The 15,863-nt window shown below is 66.0% G+C and carries 18 protein-coding genes; 3 read left to right on the top strand and 15 right to left on the bottom strand.

Features of this window, described 5'->3' with window-relative positions; all coding sequences use genetic code 11:
- Window positions 1-7: 7 nt before the first annotated feature.
- From CYU59_RS16335 to CYU59_RS16280, 12 genes are all read right to left on the bottom strand, one after another.
- Window positions 8-385 (bottom strand): NADH-quinone oxidoreductase subunit A, encoded by a 378-nt coding sequence (locus CYU59_RS16335; protein WP_292991510.1) that lies wholly within the window; start codon window positions 383-385, stop codon window positions 8-10.
- 282 nt (window positions 386-667) lie between these two features.
- Window positions 668-1,066 (bottom strand): hypothetical protein, encoded by a 399-nt coding sequence (locus CYU59_RS16330; protein ID WP_292991508.1) that lies wholly within the window; start codon window positions 1,064-1,066, stop codon window positions 668-670.
- Window positions 1,067-1,164: 98 nt separating this feature from the next.
- A complete protein-coding gene (locus CYU59_RS16325; RefSeq protein WP_292991506.1) occupies window positions 1,165-1,554 on the bottom strand; it encodes a nuclear transport factor 2 family protein in 390 nt (129 codons plus the stop codon).
- Window positions 1,555-1,565: 11 nt separating this feature from the next.
- Window positions 1,566-1,904, bottom strand: coding sequence for a DUF6285 domain-containing protein (locus CYU59_RS16320; RefSeq protein ID WP_292991504.1), 339 nt, complete (start codon window positions 1,902-1,904; stop codon window positions 1,566-1,568).
- Window positions 1,904-2,836, bottom strand: a complete 933-nt coding sequence (locus tag CYU59_RS16315; RefSeq protein WP_292991502.1) for a catalase family peroxidase — start codon at window positions 2,834-2,836, stop codon at window positions 1,904-1,906. Before CYU59_RS16315 ends, CYU59_RS16320 begins: the two co-directional genes overlap by 1 nt.
- Before the next feature lie 17 nt (window positions 2,837-2,853).
- Window positions 2,854-3,837, bottom strand: a complete 984-nt coding sequence (locus CYU59_RS16310; RefSeq protein ID WP_292991850.1) for a phosphotransferase family protein — start codon at window positions 3,835-3,837, stop codon at window positions 2,854-2,856.
- Window positions 3,837-5,075 (bottom strand): acyl-CoA dehydrogenase family protein, encoded by a 1,239-nt coding sequence (locus CYU59_RS16305; protein ID WP_292991500.1) that lies wholly within the window; start codon window positions 5,073-5,075, stop codon window positions 3,837-3,839. Before CYU59_RS16305 ends, CYU59_RS16310 begins: the two co-directional genes overlap by 1 nt.
- A 28-nt stretch (window positions 5,076-5,103) precedes the next feature.
- Window positions 5,104-5,721, bottom strand: a complete 618-nt coding sequence (locus tag CYU59_RS16300) for a TetR/AcrR family transcriptional regulator (protein WP_292991498.1) — start codon at window positions 5,719-5,721, stop codon at window positions 5,104-5,106.
- Complete coding sequence (locus CYU59_RS16295; protein ID WP_292991848.1) at window positions 5,711-6,604, bottom strand: hydroxymethylglutaryl-CoA lyase; 894 nt, start codon at window positions 6,602-6,604, stop codon at window positions 5,711-5,713. Before CYU59_RS16295 ends, CYU59_RS16300 begins: the two co-directional genes overlap by 11 nt.
- A gap of 5 nt (window positions 6,605-6,609) precedes the next feature.
- Window positions 6,610-7,818 carry a CoA transferase gene (locus CYU59_RS16290; RefSeq protein WP_292991495.1) on the bottom strand — a complete coding sequence of 403 codons (1,209 nt, stop codon included), beginning with the start codon at window positions 7,816-7,818 and terminating at the stop codon, window positions 6,610-6,612.
- A complete protein-coding gene (locus CYU59_RS16285; RefSeq protein WP_292991492.1) occupies window positions 7,815-9,008 on the bottom strand; it encodes an alpha/beta hydrolase in 1,194 nt (397 codons plus the stop codon). The genes CYU59_RS16290 and CYU59_RS16285 overlap by 4 nt, the downstream gene beginning before the upstream one ends.
- Before the next feature lie 46 nt (window positions 9,009-9,054).
- Window positions 9,055-10,158, bottom strand: a complete 1,104-nt coding sequence (locus CYU59_RS16280; protein WP_292991489.1) for a homogentisate 1,2-dioxygenase — start codon at window positions 10,156-10,158, stop codon at window positions 9,055-9,057.
- A gap of 123 nt (window positions 10,159-10,281) precedes the next feature.
- Here CYU59_RS16280 and CYU59_RS16275 point away from each other — a divergent pair, with 123 nt between their 5' ends.
- Window positions 10,282-10,764, top strand: a complete 483-nt coding sequence (locus CYU59_RS16275) for a polyketide cyclase (RefSeq protein WP_292991487.1) — start codon at window positions 10,282-10,284, stop codon at window positions 10,762-10,764.
- 65 nt (window positions 10,765-10,829) lie between these two features.
- Here CYU59_RS16275 and CYU59_RS16270 read toward each other — a convergent pair whose 3' ends face one another.
- The 3 genes from CYU59_RS16270 to CYU59_RS16260 form a co-directional block, all read right to left on the bottom strand.
- Window positions 10,830-11,801, bottom strand: a complete 972-nt coding sequence (locus tag CYU59_RS16270) for an NADPH:quinone oxidoreductase family protein (protein WP_292991484.1) — start codon at window positions 11,799-11,801, stop codon at window positions 10,830-10,832.
- A gap of 103 nt (window positions 11,802-11,904) precedes the next feature.
- The gene (locus CYU59_RS16265) at window positions 11,905-12,936 is read right to left on the bottom strand and encodes an amidohydrolase family protein (RefSeq protein WP_292991481.1); all 1,032 of its coding nucleotides are present in this window, start codon (window positions 12,934-12,936) and stop codon (window positions 11,905-11,907) included.
- A 71-nt stretch (window positions 12,937-13,007) separates the two neighbouring features.
- Entirely contained in the window at window positions 13,008-13,667 is a 660-nt protein-coding gene (locus CYU59_RS16260) for a TetR/AcrR family transcriptional regulator (protein ID WP_292991479.1), read from the bottom strand.
- 122 nt (window positions 13,668-13,789) lie between these two features.
- Between CYU59_RS16260 and CYU59_RS16255 the strand changes: the two genes are divergently transcribed.
- Together CYU59_RS16255 and CYU59_RS16250 are read left to right on the top strand one after the other, a co-directional pair.
- A complete protein-coding gene (locus tag CYU59_RS16255; protein ID WP_292991476.1) occupies window positions 13,790-14,920 on the top strand; it encodes a VOC family protein in 1,131 nt (376 codons plus the stop codon).
- Window positions 14,917-15,858, top strand: coding sequence for a fumarylacetoacetate hydrolase family protein (locus CYU59_RS16250; protein ID WP_292991473.1), 942 nt, complete (start codon window positions 14,917-14,919; stop codon window positions 15,856-15,858). Before CYU59_RS16255 ends, CYU59_RS16250 begins: the two co-directional genes overlap by 4 nt.
- Window positions 15,859-15,863: the final 5 nt, after the last annotated feature.

Below are 15,863 nucleotides of genomic sequence, written 5' to 3'. Positions count from 1 at the left end.
ATTTACCTCAATCCCAAGTCAATCCGCCGCGGCGCCACACGTACGCGTAGGCCACGAAGACGGTGAGCATGAAGACCACCATCTCGACCAGCGCGAACAATCCGAGCTGGTCGTAGCTGACCGCCCACGGGTACAGAAAGACGATTTCGATGTCGAAGACGATGAACAGCATCGCCGTCAGGTAGTACTTCACCGGGAAACGCTGGCCGCTGCCGGCGTGCGGCGCATTCGCCGGCTGGTCGCTGGGCTCGATGCCGCATTCGTAGGCCTCCAGCTTTGCCCGGTTGAAACGGGACGGGCCGGTGATCTGGGCGAGTGCGACCGAGCCGAGCGCGAATGCGGCGGCGATCCCTCCGAGTACGAGAATGGGTAGGTAGAGATTCATCCCGCGACGACGCTTCCTCACTCTGGTCTATGGGCTGGACTGTGAGCGCAACCACAGCCTAGCGACCGTGTGCGGTCGCGCGCTCAGCAGGTTAGATGTGACCTCAACCACAACACGACGGGTGATGGGTGCGGCCGGCCCGTTGCGGCACGAACAAGCCGGCCGAAACCGTGAAACCGGAAGTGCACGAATGTATTCGGCCTGTGTATGAGCCGAATATGACGATTGGTCGGCGCTACCCCGCAGCGGGGTCGCGGATGGCTGGTACAGCCGGTCGAACAGCTATTGAACCGGGGTGCGCAGCAGCTCGAGCACGGTACGACTGAGCCGGATCGGGTCGATCGGATGGGGGACGGCACCCTCGGCGCGCGACCAGCTGGCCAGCCACGCGTCGTCGCGGCGCCCGGTGAGCACCACGATCGGCGGCCCGTCGTCGATTTCGTCCTTGAGCTGCTTTGCCAGGCCCATGCCGCCTTCGGGAGTTGCCTCGCCGTCCAGGATGGCCAGATCGATGCCGCCGGCGTCCACCTGCTGGACCACTACGGGTCCGGTCGCGACCTCGACGTAGCTCAGCTCGGGCAGGTCCGGGTGAACCCGTTTGCCGAGCGCCAGCATCACGGCCTGGCGGGTGTTGGGGTTGTCGCTGTACACGAGGACCCGCAAGGGGCTGGTGGCAGACACGGTCCAGATCGTACTGCCCGGGGCGCCGGCGCGGGCCGCACATCGGCTCGAGGGTCGTTCGGAAACCCGGGCGGCAAGGGCTACCGGGCCAACACTCCTCAGCTCAGTATCGGCGCGAGATCGGCCGGGTCGAAGTATTCGTCGATCCGTTTGATCAGGCCGCCGTCGTTCACCTTGATCACGATGCAGACCCGCAGCGCGATCGATCCGCCGTTGGTTCCGGCCGCATGCAGGATGTGCTGCTGGACGAAGCCGTCGGGAAACACCTGACGGTCGAGAATCTCGTAGCTGCGCTGGGTGGTCACGCGGATGAACCAGCGCAGGACTTTCATCGCCCGCACTTTGTCGTCGTCACGCGCAGCGGCGGCGCGCCAGACCGCGACGTCGTCGGCGAAGATCTCGTCGAGTCGCGGTTCGTCGCCACGCTCGATGGCGGCGAACAGATCGTCGGCCACTGCGGCTAGATCGGCAACATCGGTAACGGGCATCGCACAGCCCCCTATTCGTCCTGGTAACCGGGGTGGGCGGCGGCCAATCGGCGGCCGACCAGGGCCCGTAACGCCGTTTGCACCTGGGCGTCGGCCCCGTTCAGCTCGCCGGCCCGCAATGCAGCGGCCAGGTCGGCCTCGTCGGCGTATCCGGTGCGGGCCAGCGCCTCGGCCACGCCGTCGTCCGGATCGGCCCGCAGCTCCCGTTCCACCATCCGCAAAGCGTTGGAGGCCACCCGGGAGTGGAAATTGACCTGACCAGACGTCGACTCCCGCACATCGGTCTCGAGGAACTCGGCCACCGCAGCAACCAGTTCCGCCGCGGTAGGGCGACCGTGCGCTGCGGTCATCAGGTCGCGGGTGCTTCCCGGCCACGGTCGACACCGCTGCGCAGTTTCACCGACGCGGAGTACGCCAGCGTGCGGAACCGCAGAACCGGGTCGTCAGAGGGTTCGATGCCGTCGGTGACGCGCATCGGGTCGAACACCACGATGTCGCCGTCGTGTTCGCGTTCGGTGTCGACACCGGTGATTTCGAGGGTGCCGACGGTGACGGTCTGGTCGCTGTCCCAGGGGGCGGACGGGTCCACGGTCGAGTCGCCATGCGCGGCGATCTGAACCTGGTAGTCGAACCGAACCGGTTGCGACGCAAGGCGTTCGTCGAGTTCGCGAATCAGGAAGTCGGCGTCTCTGGCCTTCGCGACGTCCGGCGCGAGAATGTCCTCACCCGCCGCGGGTCGCACGTGGTAGCGGACGAAACGCGCGCTGCCGTCGGCGGCGACCCAGCGAAACGCGTGCAGGCCGTGGTAGGTGATGGTGCCGTAGCTCGCCGGCACCTTGTTCGATTCCTTCACCACTGGCAGCGACTTGACGAACCGCGGATGGGTGGCGATGTAGCCGAGCAGCCGAAGCGGCGCAGTGGGGCCCGGACGTGAGGCACGCAGCAGCGAGATGAATCCGTCGGGAGTGCTGGCCGGGAACAACTTCGCGGTCTGGGTGGAGACGTCGGTCGTCGACCCGTCCGGCAGCGTCAACTTCACCGCCAGCCCGCGCACCCCGGGAACGTTGTCGGGTTGCTGCGGATTGCCTGAGCCGCTGGAGAATCGGACCAGAGCCGGCACCGTCGCACCGCTGAGATGCGCGGCGCGGGAGAGGGCGGCGGCTTCGGGGGTGGCGGTGAAGGTGCCGCGGTAGAGCTTCCCCTTGGCGTGCAGCGCGCGGTTGCCCGGTTGCGCCCCTCCGGTTGAGCGAATTACGTCGATTGCCTGATCAGGGGTGACCACAGCACAACCCTAGGCTTTCAGCGCGCATCCGCGACTGCGTTCTCGAGCAAGTTGAGCAAGTCCCACTCCGTCTCGCAGACCCGTCGACCGATCGTCGCGAGTTCGACCGACGGAGTCTGGCCGCTCAGGTGGCGTTCTGCCTGGTAGCGGCAGATGACGCCCCAGCGCAACGTGGCCTGCACCAGCCACCAGTGGAACGCGGCCCGGTCGACTGTCGCGCCGCCGGCTTTTTCGTACGCGTGAAGGAAATCCTCGATGCTGCCCAGTCCGCCGGCCGCGAGTTGCACCGGCGCGCCGAAGCGCCAGGCCCGGATGCAGAACCAGGCGAGGTCCTCGTAGACCTCGCCGACATGCACCAGCTCCCAGTCCAGCACCGCCGCCAAGCGCGATCCGTCGACGATCAGATTGCCCATCCGAAAGTCGCCGTGCACCAGGCGTGGCGGCGAGGGCGCCGGCCGGTTGTCGGCCAGCCACCGGAACGCCCACTCGAACGTGGCGGTGGTATCGCCGATGGTGTCCAGTTCGTCGCGCCACTGCGCCATCTGGTCGTCGTCGCTGATGCCGGGCAAATCCGGGTCGGCCCGGTGGACCGCGGCGAGTGCCTCGGCGCATTGTCGCAGCAGCTGTTGTCGGCCCGCATCGTCGAGCTGACGCTGGATGCGGCGGACAATGGTCTCCCCGCCGATCGCGTCGCAGATCAGGAACGGATTGCCAAGTGCGTCAACAGAATCGTCGGCGACGACGATGTGGGGGACCGGTGCGCCGGCGGCGGCTGCGGCGCGCTGGGCGCGTGCTTCGAGTTCCATACCGGCGTGCACCTCGTCGGGCGGGCCGGTCCGAAGGATCAGCGATCGCCGCTGCCCGTCGGTGACGGCGTCGAACGCCCAGGTGGTCCTGCTGGCGCCACCGGTCAGTGTGTGCAGATTCTCGACGAGTGTGCCGGAGCCCAATGCTGGTTCCAGCACGCCGGCGAGTTTCGGCGTCAGCTCTGAGGCGTCGATCACGTGCGGCCGAACTTGAACAGCCGCTGGGCCACTCGGCGGATCTGGATCTCCTCGGCACCCTCGGTGATCCGGTAGCGCCGGTGGTGGCGGTAGATGTGTTCGAACGGTTCGTGGCGGCTGTAGCCCAGGCCGCCGAAGATCTGCATCGCGCGATCGGCGGCGTCGCACACCAGACGGTTGGCGCGGTAGTTGGCCATCGACACCTTGTCCGACACCTCCATGTGGTGATCGCGGTCGAGGTGCCACGCGGCGTACTGCACCAGCAGCCGCACCATCTGGGCTTCGGTCTGCAACTCGGCCAGCGGCCACTGCACGGCCTGGTTGGCCGATAACGCCTTACCGAAAACCTTTCGCGTTCCGGCATATTCGGCAGCGCGGTCGATACAGTACTGGGCTGCGCCGAGGCTGCTGGCCGCCTGCCGAATACGGTTCTCGTGCAGGAAGGTCTGCGCCACCTCCAACCCGCGGTCCACCTCGCCGAGCACCGCGTCGGCGGGGACCCGCACGTCGGTCAGCTCGACCTCGCCGTGGTCGGTGGGCATGTTGAAGGTCCACCAGTAGTACGGGACCTCGAATCCAGGGGCGTCGGTGGGCACCAGGAACGCGGTGATGCCCCGCGCCTGGCCTGGCTCACCAGAGGTGCGGGCGAAGATCAGGTCGTGGGTGGCCCGGTGCACCCCGGTGTTGAAGCGCTTGGAGCCGTTGATGATCCACGCCCCGCCGTCGTCCTTGGCGTGCGTCTCCAGCCATGTCGCGTCGGAGCCGTGCAACGGTTCGGTCAAGCCGAATGCCATCGACCGCTCCCCGGTGATCAGGGCTTCGGACCAGTCGGCACGCTGCTCGTCGGTGCCGAATCGTTCCATCATGATCACCTGCGGAAAGTTGCCGACGATCGACGACTCGTTCTGTAGGTCGTTGTGCAGGCCGAGACCTTTGTGGGCCAGATGTTCCCGAATCACCGCCATGTCGATGTTGGAACCGTCGCGGCCGCCCAGCGATGCGGGCAGGCCGTAACGCAGCCAGCCCGCCTTGTCGGCGCGGCGGCGCATCTCCGCGAGTAGGTCTTCCCATTCCCGGGTGGGAATGCCGTCATTGTCCCAATCGGTGCGGGCGTGTTCTCGGCGCTGGTCGAAGTACTGCATGTTCTCGGCCTGCAGCGGGGCGATCTCCCGTTCGATGAACGCGTCCATGTCGGCGAGCACGCCCGGAAGGTGTTCGGGCAACGTGAAATCCACTCTGATTTCTCCTCTTGATCCCGGTTGATCAGCCGTACAGGGTTTTCTTCCACACCGTAGCGAGAGTCGCAATCGCGTCGTCGTCGCTGATCGTCAGTCCCAGCCGCCCGGAGCCGGCCGGTCCCACGAACACTGTGGTGAAGTTCTCGAACAGCAGCGCGATCGCCGCGGCGATGTGCTCGGGGTTGAGTTCGGCGGCGTAGCCGTGTTGCTGGACGTGGCGCACCGACGCCGCCACGATGTCCATCCCGAAACGGCGAAACTGGTTCTGCACGATGGCAAACCGCTGCTGGGTGGTGGCCAGCTGGTCGACCGCGATCATGATCCCGATGTTCTGCTTGAACATGTTCCAGTAGCCGGTGACCACCGATGTGAAGAACGCGTCATCCTCCGGAGAGTCCGGCAGGTGCAGGCTCAGCCCCGACGGAGTCAGCACCTCGTGCAGAAACGACTCCGCGAGAGCGAAGAGCAGGTCTTCTTTGTCGTCGAAATACCGATAGAACACCGCGGCGGATTTTCCGGCCGACGACGTGATGTCGGCCAACGTGGTGCCGTGAAAGCCGCGCTCCGCGAACAGTTTGCGGGCGGCCTGCTCGATGGCCGCGCGGGTCTGGCGGCCCTTGGCAGTCAGCACGTCAGTGGGCATCGGGTGGCTTCCGGTCGCCGGCGCGAAGCAGCGCACTCGGCAAGTCATGACCGACAACCGTTTTCGCGACACCGGCGGCGGTGATCGCCGCCTGCAGGTCGATGTCGGTGTCGATGCCGCTGTCGCGCAGCAGGTACACCAAGTCTTCGGTGGCGATGTTGCCCGTTGCACCGGGCGCGAAAGGGCAGCCGCCCAGCCCACCGGCCGACGCGTCCAACCGGGTGACACCGGACTCGACTGCGGCGTAGGCGCTGGCCAGTCCGGCGCCGCGAGTGTTGTGAAAATGCCCACCCAGCGGCAGATCTCCGATCACCGGACGCAGCTGAGCGATCAGCGAGCGCACCCGCCCCGGCGTCGTCGTGCCGATGGTGTCGGCGATGCTGAACCGGTCGACACCCCGATCACCCGCGGCCGCCGCGATGTCGAGGACTCGCTGGGGTGGGGTGGGTCCCTCGAAAGGGCAGTCCCACGCGACGGCGACGATCACCTCGACGCTGACGTCGCTGTCGTGCGCGATGGCGACGATCTCGCTGATCTGCTCGGTGGCCTGGGCGCTGCTGCGTCCGACGTTGGCCTGGCTGAAGGCATCGCTGGCCGCGACCACGTATTCGATCGAGCGCAGGCCAGCCCCAACGGCCCGCTTGGCGCCGTTGGGGCTGGCGACCAGAGCGGAGAAGTCGATATCGGGGTAGTGGTGCAACTCGGCGGCCAATTCGGCGGCGTCGGCCATCGACGGCACCTTCGACGGAGACACGAACGCGGTGGCTTCGATCTCCCGCACCCCGGTGGCGGCCACCGCGGCCAGCAGCTCGAGCTTGGCGGACAACGGGATTGGCTTCTCGATCTGCAAGCCGTCGCGCAGCGCCACCTCGCGGATATCGATGTGCGTCACACGACCCCCTCGGCGCGCAGTTCCTCGATCTCGTCGGCGCTCCTGCCGAGCAGCTCCCGGTAGACGTCGTCGTTGTGCTGGCCCGGCCGCGCCGAGCCGGCGTTGCGTACGCTGCCTGGCGATTCCGACAGCACCGGTGCAATGCCCGGCCCCAGCACCGGCCGGCCGAGCCGCTCGTCGTGATGCTCGACCAGCATGCCGCGAGCCCGCAGTTGCGGGTCGTTGACCACGTCGGCAACGGTGTTGATCGGGCCCGAGATTACGCCCGCGGCGCTGAGCGTCTCGATGATGTCACCGGGTTGGCGCGCGGCAGCCCAGGAGCCGATTATCTGGTCGAGCTCGTCCTGATTACGGCCGCGGGCAACATGATTGGCGAATCGCTCGTCGGTGGCCAATTCAGCGCGCCCCATCGCGGTGCACAACCGGGCGAACACGGTGTCCTGGTTGGCCGCGATCACCACCCACGAGCCGTCCGCGCTCTGGTAGATGTTGGACGGCGCGATGCCCTCGAGGCGGGTACCGGACGGGCCGCGCACCACACCGCCGACGTCGTAGTCGGGAATCGTCGATTCCTGTACTGCCAAGCATGATTCGGTGAGCGCGACGTCCACGACCTGGCCATGTCCGGTGACGCTGCGCCGGTACAGCGCGGCCAACGCGCCCTGAGCGCCGAACATCCCGGCCAGACTGTCGCCCAGGGACAGGGCCAGCCGCGGTGGCGGACCGCCGGGGAATCCGTTCAGGTAACGCAGACCGCTGGAGGCCTCGGCGACCGAGGCATAACCGGCCTTGTGCGCGTCGGGCCCGGTCTGTCCGTAACCCGACACCCGCACCAGGATGATGCCCGAATTACGTTCGCTGAGGACGTCGTATCCCAGATTCCACTTTTCCAGGGTGCCGGGGCGGAAGTTCTCCACGACGATGTCGGACTTCTCGACGAGATCGAGAAACAGCTCCCGACCGCGGGGTTTGCGCAGATCCAGCGTGACGGCTCGCTTGTTGCGGGCGTGCACGGTCCAGAACACATGATGTCCGTCGACTTCGGCCTGGCCCCACGTGCGCAGTGGGTCCGGTGAGCCCGGCGGCTCGACCTTGATGACGTCGGCGCCCATGTCGCCGAGCAGCCGTCCGGCGAACGGCCCGGCGATCAGGGTGCCCAGTTCCAGCACGCGGATGCCGTCCAGCGCGCCGGGTGGTCCGGTCACTGCACCCCCGTGAAGTCATGGCGCTCAAGCCAATCGGTGACCACTTCGACGGCCTCGCGTAACTTGTCGCGCTGGTCCGGGCCGGCGTAGTAGTGCGTGGCGCCGTGGATTTCGTGCATCTCCTTGTCCGGATGGCCGATGGCCTCGAACAGGCGGCGGGTGTGCTCTGGCGTGCACGCGTCGTCGGCGAGGTTGCCGATCACCAATGCCGGCACCGCGATGTCGCGACCGCAGGCAATCCCGTCCCCGTGTGCGTCGTCGTAGCTCCACTGCGACAACCAACTGCGCAGCGTCGAAAACCGCGCCAAACCGACCGGTCCCATGTTCACCACTTGAGGATCGCCCAAATAGCAGGTTCCCGGTGCCCGTTCGTTGGGATCGACCGCCGGGTCGAGCCAGCGCGGGTCGGCCATGGTGCCGTGCACGATGAAACCGAACTCGTCATCTGGGCGTCCGGCGGCTTTGAGCTCGGCCAGTTTGTCCTTGACCCAGGCGGTGATTCGGCGGTTACGGTCGATCTGCGCCTGTCGGTAGCGGGCCAGGAACTCCTCGCTGTACGGCGGCTGGTTCGGGTTGTCCGGGTTGTAAAGGTCCAGCTCCGGGTCCCGCTTGGTCGGATCGGATTCGTCGAGAATCGAGCCGTCCAGCCATTCGGTCAGCGTGCCGTGCCGGCTGATGTGCGCGGCCAGCAACATGATTCCGTCGGCGGCCGGCAGGTCGAGTTGGGTGAGGTCGGGCCCGTCACCCGACGGGCTCGAGGTGATGGTCGCGTGCTGGGCCTGCTGCTGGTAGAAGACAGACAGCGAACCGCCGCCGCTCCAGCCGGCGAGCACGACCTTGCGGTAGCCGAGTCGGTCTTTGGCGTCCTTGATGGCGGCACCGAGGTCTTCGATCACCTTCTCCATCAGCAGCGCCGAGTCGGTGCCGCGGAATCGGCTGTTGCAGTAGATGACGTGATTACCCGCCCGGGCCAGGGCGTTGATCATCGGCAGATACGCTCCGCCGCCGATCGGATGCATGAACATCAGCACGGTGTCCGACGGCCTGTCTTTCGGCTTGAGGAGATAGCTCTCGAGCACCACGATTTCGGCCAAGCCGCCGTAGACGTCGCGGACCCCGGAATTGTTCTGGAAGGCAACCAGATAGGGAATCCGTTCGTAGTCGTGTTTCACCGGCGCGCTGGTCGTCATCGCCGCTCCTCCTCGTCAATTCGATGGTCGTCGTTGGTGTTTGTCATCAGTGCTGTCCCAGATCGTTGGCCAGCACTTCGGCTGACGGGGTGAGCCGACGACGGGTGTCGACGGCGATGACCTGCCAGTCGACCCGCGAGTGCTCGTCGAATTTGCGGCGGGCTCGTTCGCGCGCTTTCTCCGGAGCGCCGTGGTGAACACCTTGGGGCGCATGGGAAATCAGGCCGGGTGGCATCGAAATGCCATAGAGCGAACCCCCGTGGAAGAACGCGATTTCGTCGTAGTCGACGTTGCGGTGGTACCACGGGGTGCGCTCGGTACCCGCAACGCCTTCGGCGGGCTTGGGTAGAAAGTTCATCACGCAGACGCCGGTGGATTGCATGAACAAGTGCACGGTCGGGGGAAGGTGGACGCTGTCGGAGGTCACCACGTTGTAGTCGGCAATGTTGAAGGTGAACGCGAAGTTGTCGCCGCGCCAGCCTTCGACGTCGAGCGGATTGTGTTGGTAGATCTGCGTTGTGGGGCCGCCCTCGTGAATCAGCCGAACGTGGTACTCGTCGCGGCCGTCGTCGTCGATCGGCGCCGGCTCGGGGATGACGGCTTGCGAGGGGTCGAACGGAAAGTGTCGGCCGAGCGGACCCGGTGACGGAACCCGGAACTCGTCGGTGGACTCGATCATCAGCAAGGTCGTCGCCTCGTCCGACGAGGGGTCCGGCACCTGACGCCAGGTGCATGCCTTGGGCAGGTACACCCAGTCGCCCGCCCGATAGCGCAGCGGTCCGAACTCGGTCTCCAGTAGACCGGCTCCCTGGTGCACGAACAAAAGCAGATCACCGTCGATGTGCCGGGCGAAGTACGGCATCGGCTGCGCGCGGCGGGACAGCGAGATGCGGCAGTCGGGGTTGGTGAACATGAGCAGCGGACCACCGTCGGCATCAGTGGCGTCGCTGGGTTTCAGCTCGCTGGACAGCACGTCGACGGGGCGCAGCGGGCCGTCGGTCCGGTAGGCGGTGGGGTCGTGGCGGCGGTAGAGGTTCGCCGTGCGTCCGGTGAAGCCCCCGCGGCCCAGCTCGTCGTCTTTCAGCCCGTCGAGGTCGGCGTGTAAGCGCCGCGGTGTCTTGCCTTTGCGCAGGTGGATGAACGATTCCATGGTGGCTCCGGGGTCGCGGCGGCGTTGGGAACGACTAAAACTGAAAGTGACATTACTTTTTCTTAATCTCACGCACAAGCGATCCCGAGATGAATTTCCGGCCTCCGCGCAGTCTGCACCGGTATGACCAACGACACCACCCTCGCCACGATCACGATCCCGGCCTCAGCAGAGGCGGTGTTCGGCATACTGGCCGACCCGACCACCCACGAAGCCATCGACGGGACCGGTTGGGTCCGGGAGTCCCTCGATGGCGCAACGCTGACCCGCAACGGCCAGGTTTTCCGGATTGCGATGTATCACGACAACCACCCCGACAAGAACTACGAGATGGCCAACCAGGTCGTCGTGTTCGACCGCCCGAACGCCATCGCCTGGCAGCCCGGTCAAGACCCCGAGGGGGACGGGAACCTGTCATTCGGCGGCTGGATCTGGCGTTACGACATCAGCGACGCCGGGCCGTCCGAAACCCACGTGACCCTCACCTATGACTGGTCCGGGGTGCCGCCCGAAACCCGTGAGCACATTGGATTTCCGCCGTTCGCGCCCTCACATTTGGAGAACTCGCTCAAGCACCTCTCCGATCTGGCCAGCGCGCGCGAGTAAGAAGCCAGGGCTGTGAAAGTTCGCGGTTGACGACCACGTCTTCTGTCTCGCGGCCGAGGATCCCGTCAGTCGCGAATCTGGACGACGACTTTGCCCTTGGCGGTGCGGTTTTCCAGCGAGGCGATCGCCGCGCCGGCCTCGTCCAACGGGTAGACGACCGGCTCGGGCGGTGGCAGCTTGCCCGACGCCAGCAGCTTCTCCAGATCGGCCCACTGCTCGGCCAGTGCACCTGGATGAGTGCCCGCCCAGGCGCCCCAGCCGACACCGACCACGTCGATGTTGTTCAGCAGCAACCGATTTACCTTGACCGTCGGGATCTCGCCGCCGGTGAAACCGATCACCAGCAGCCGGCCGGCCGGAGCAAGCGAGCGCAGTGAGTCGGTGAACCGGTCGCCACCGACCGGGTCGACCACGATGTCGACACCGCGGCCCCCGGTCAGTTCCTTGACCTTGTCCTTGAAACCGTCGGCCAGCACGACGTCGGTCGCCCCCGCCGCCCGCGCGATGTCGGCCTTGTCCTCGGTGCTGACCACCGCGATGACGCGCGAAGCGCCGAGTACGGGCGCGAGTCGCAGGGCCGAGGTGCCGATGCCGCCGGCGGCGCCGTGCACCAACACCGTCTCGCCTTCGTGCAACCGCCCGCGGACCGTCAGCGCGAAGTACACGGTCAGGTCGTTGAACAGCAGGCCGGCGCCCGCGGCGAAGCTGACGTTGTCCGGCAGCGAGAACACCCGGTCGGGTTGCAGCACGGCGACTTCGGCCATGCCTCCGGTCAACATGGTCAGGCCGACCACCCGGTCACCGGCCTTGACGTGTGCGTCAGGCGGGGCCGAACGAACCACTCCGGCGATCTCGGCGCCCAGCACGAATGGCGGATCGGGGCGGTACTGGTAGAGGCCGCGCGTCAGCAGTGCGTCGGGGAAAGCCGCTCCGGCCGCGTGGACCTCGACGACCACACCGTCACCTGTCGGCTCGTCGATCTCGCCGATTTCGACTGCCTCCGGGCCGTCGAGCCGAGTCAATTGTGCTGCGCGCATGCCACCTCCGTTGAACGTTGCTAGCGCTTGACGTTAGCCCCCGTGCGGATGTTCACACTCGACGACGTCCGAAGCAAGCTGCCGGACTCGAGCGAGCGGATGCTTACGTCGTGCTCGTCATCCGGCTGATACCACGCAAGACCGATCGGCTCACGGTGTGGCGGACACGTTGCGCCGGTGACTGCGGGATCGGTTGCGGCGCTGCGCCCAGCCGGGGGAACAGGGCCAGCGCGTTGTCACGTTCGATCGCCGCGCGAGTCGCGGCGTCAATGCCCGGGTAAGTCTCCAGGCCGGCCGCGAACAGCTTTCCGGCAACGGCCGGGGCGTACGGCCAGTCGGAGCCGAAGGTGATGTGACCCGGCTTGGCGAACGCCAGCAACGTCGGCAGTGCGGCTGCGCTGGAGGACAGCGCGGTATCGAAGTAGAAGCCGGCGAAGTCGTCGAGGACGTCGGCCGGGCTGCGGCCCGTGTCGGCGGTGATTGCGACGGCCATCCGGTGGCTCGCATATGGCACGAATCCGCCGGCGTGACTCAGGATGAACCGGATATTGGGGTGCCGGGCTGCAATCCCGTTGCGTACCAACAAATACGCGGCACGGGTGGTGTCGAGTAAGAAGTCGGCCGCGAAAGGCGGGACCCCTGGAGCCGCCGGCCCGGGCAGTTCTGCCGGGTGGATGAACACCGTCGCGGACCGATCGTTGAGTGCGGCGAACACGGGATCCTGGCCATCTTCGCCAAGATAGGTTCCGGAGTTGTTCGCCAGCATCACGATGCCGTCGGCGTGGAGTTCATCCAATGAGCGCGTGATCTCGGCGATGGATTTGTCGACGTGGGGGAGCGGCACGGTGGCGAGAAAACCGAACCGGTCAGGCTGTGCTTCGACCACCGCGGCGGTGTAGTCGTTGAGGTCACGTGCCAGCGCGGCGGCATCGGCGGGGCTGGGCAGAAATGCCGTGCCCGGGGTGGACACCGACAGGATGGCGGTACCGACGCCGAGGTCGGCCATTGCCTGCAGCGACGTCTCCGGCGCCCAGCCCGGTAATGCGCGTCCGCCTGCTTCGAGAAGGCCGGCCCGCTGCAACGCTTTTCGATAATCCGGCGGGATCACGTGGTGATGAGTGTCGATGCGCAGCATCGCGGACTCCTCGGATTTGGTTGTAGGACAACCGGTTGCGGACGATGCTGCCGCCAGTCGCCGCTGTGAACTCAACCCTGATGCTGATCGAGGTCGGGGAGCGGCCGCTGGCAGATGTCTCGGGCCTCGTCGGCATCCATGCCGAACATGCGCAGCATGTCTTCGGCGACGCGATCCGCCGCCAGAGCGTCGTCACGATCGGGCTCGGCGGCCAGCAACTGACCCAACCCCATCAGTGCGCCCCCGGCGAGGGCCAGCGCCAGCGTGGGATCGTCGATGCGAAATCGGTTGGCGCGAATGGCCGCAACGATATCGCGCAGCGCCCTCGGGGCAAGACCCCGATCGGTCGACGTCAGCAACACGCCGTTGGCAAGCAGCACCCGGCTTTCCTGGGGGCGCTGCCGAAAAAGCCGGCCGGTGAGCCGAAAGCTGCACGCGAAGGTCTCCGCGGGATCCTCGAGCGATTCGGTGACCATGTCGAGCAGGGCGCCGTGCGCATCGAGGGCATCGTTGATGGCGGCGGCGAAGAGTTCTTCCTTGCTGTCGAAGTAGTTGTAGAACGAACCCATTCCGACGTCGGCTGCCTGGGTGATCTCCAAGATGGGCGTGTTCAGCTTGCCCGCGCCGATGAAGACTTGCGCGGCCTGGATCAGTGCGGCGCGGGTTCGTTGCTTGCGTCGCTCCAGACGATTCGGTAGGGCCACCGGCTGATCGGCTGGTTCTGCTGCCACCTCGATCTCCTCTCCGCGTGGCAATCGTAGCCGACTTGATCACTTCTGAGGATTTCGTCAGATTGCCTTGACTGAGTGTACCGTCGCATGTGACGATTTCGTCAGTCAATCAAGGAGTTCGAGTGAGCAGCACAATCAGCGCTCATAAAGACCTGCACAGCGACCAGGGCCGCCGAAGTGGAGAACACCTGGGCCGGTCACGAAACCCGGTGATCAAGGTGCGCGCTCTGGCCTGGCTGGAATTCTGCAAGCCAGATCTGGTGCGCGCCGAAAAGTTCGCCCACGTCTTCGGATTCTCGACGGTGTTGCGCACTGACGACGAGCTCCACCTGCGCGGTACCGACGCCGGTGCCCCCTGCGTGCTGATCAGACGTGGACCGTCCTCGCGGTTCCTCGGGTTGGCGCTGCAGGCCGCTGACGAAGCCGACCTGCAACGCCTGGCCGATGCCACCGGCGTCCGCACCCGAGCCCTGCCTGAAACGATCGGCGGCCTGGCGATCGACCTCACTGACCCGAGTGGTCTGCCCGTGCGTGTCGTCACCCGGACGAACGAGCACGCGGCCCTTCCGCATCAGTCGCCGCACACCTTCAACTTCGGCAACGACGTGCGCCGCGCGAACACCGCCCAACGCCCGGCCAGAGAGCCCGCGCGGGTGCAGAGGCTCGGGCATGTCGTCCTGCAAACTGCGAAATATCTTCAGGTGCTGGACTGGTATCTCGATCACTTCGGCATGATCGTCAGCGACTTCCTGTACTTCCCCGGTCAGCGCGAGCGCGGGCCGACGATGAGTTTCATCCGCTGCGACCACGGCCCGATACCGGCCGACCATCACACCCTGGCCATAGCGTTGGGACCGACCAACCGTTACGTTCATTCGGCTTATCAGGTCTGCGACCTCGACACCTTGGCCGCCGGTGGTGAGCACCTCAAAGACCATGGCTATCAACGGTCGTGGGGTGTCGGCCGACACATCCAGGGCAGCCAGATCTTCGACTATTGGCGTGACCCCGACGGGCTCATGGTGGAGCACTTCACCGACGGCGACATGTTCGACTCCACACTGGAACCTGGCTGGGCGCCGTTCACCTCGTCCGGGCTGTCGCAGTGGGGACCGCCGGCGACCAAAGACTTCCTCGGCATCAATCCCAAATCCCTGCCCCACGAGGCGCGTTCGATGATCGGCGGCCTCCGCGAACACAACGAATTCGATCTCCGCCGACTCGTCGGCATGATGAAAGTAGCCAGCTCATGACAATCTCGATCGTGCGTGCCGATGACGCCTGGTGGGTGGTCACCGAATCCGGAGCGAACAAGATCACCGGCGACGCCGCCACCACCCGGGAGTTGCTCGCCGACCGTGCGGCCATCGACGCCGCCGCCACATCCGCAACGGATACCGTGCCGCTGGAGAACCTCACGCTGGCCTCGCCGGTCACCGCACCGTGCCGGGTGGTCGCGCAGATGACCAACTTCGCCTCACACGTCAAAGACGCGGGAATGGATCCCACGGCGACCCCGCTGACGTTCTTCCGCAAGGCTTCAGGCTCGATCGCGGGCCCATTCGACCACATAGTCAAGCCCGCCCACGTCCGCCTCCTCGATTACGAGGTCGAGATCGGCCTGGTCATCGGCCGCGACATGCCGGTAGGCACCGTCGTCACCGATGCGAATCTCGCGGACTACATCGCCGGGCTGGTGGTGACGAATGATGTCTCTGCGCGTGACGTCCAACTGCCGAAAACCCAGTTCTACGAGTCGAAGTCGTATCCGAGTTTCACCCCCGTCGGTCCCAGGCTGGTACTGCTCGACGCCGACGAGCTCAAGAGGTTCGGTGAGTTGCGACTCCGCTTGCGGGTCAACGGTGAAGTGCGCCAGGACATGATCGTCGACGGCGACATGATCTACCCGCCCGTGGAAGCGTTACAGGCGCTGACCCGATTCCAGCGCCTGGACGCGGGTGACCTGGTGTTGACCGGCACCCCGGTCGGCACCGCGCTCAGCGCTCCGCCCAAACCGATCGAGATCATCGGATCGCTGCTGCCGCCGGCGGTGAAGTGGAAGGCGTTTTTCGGTCGGCAGGCAAAAAACCCGAAATACCTGCATGACGGCGATGTCGTCGAAGCCACTGTCGCGACCGACGACGGCGCCATAGATCTTGGCGGACAACGTAACTCCGTCAAGTACACCTGATCGGA

This window comes from Mycobacterium sp., from assembly GCF_002863225.1.
Taxonomy (GTDB): domain Bacteria; phylum Actinomycetota; class Actinomycetes; order Mycobacteriales; family Mycobacteriaceae; genus Mycobacterium.
Note: the sequence above shows the minus strand (reverse complement) of the source record. Positions and strands in the feature narration are given on the sequence as shown.

Bases quoted from the DNA above. Each gene is read 5' to 3' on its own strand.
- CYU59_RS16335 (WP_292991510.1), bottom strand. From the start codon at position 385: ATGAATCTCTACCTACCCATTCTCGTACTCGGAGGGATCGCCGCCGCA.
- CYU59_RS16325 (WP_292991506.1), bottom strand. From the start codon at position 1,554: ATGCCCGTTACCGATGTTGCCGATCTAGCCGCAGTGGCCGACGATCTG.
- CYU59_RS16320 (WP_292991504.1), bottom strand. From the start codon at position 1,904: ATGACCGCAGCGCACGGTCGCCCTACCGCGGCGGAACTGGTTGCTGCG.
- CYU59_RS16300 (WP_292991498.1), bottom strand. From the start codon at position 5,721: ATGCCCACTGACGTGCTGACTGCCAAGGGCCGCCAGACCCGCGCGGCC.
- CYU59_RS16285 (WP_292991492.1), bottom strand. From the start codon at position 9,008: ATGACGACCAGCGCGCCGGTGAAACACGACTACGAACGGATTCCCTAT.
- CYU59_RS16280 (WP_292991489.1), bottom strand. From the start codon at position 10,158: ATGGAATCGTTCATCCACCTGCGCAAAGGCAAGACACCGCGGCGCTTA.
- CYU59_RS16275 (WP_292991487.1), top strand. From the start codon at position 10,282: ATGACCAACGACACCACCCTCGCCACGATCACGATCCCGGCCTCAGCA.
- CYU59_RS16270 (WP_292991484.1), bottom strand. From the start codon at position 11,801: ATGCGCGCAGCACAATTGACTCGGCTCGACGGCCCGGAGGCAGTCGAA.
- CYU59_RS16265 (WP_292991481.1), bottom strand. From the start codon at position 12,936: ATGCTGCGCATCGACACTCATCACCACGTGATCCCGCCGGATTATCGA.
- CYU59_RS16250 (WP_292991473.1), top strand. From the start codon at position 14,917: ATGACAATCTCGATCGTGCGTGCCGATGACGCCTGGTGGGTGGTCACC.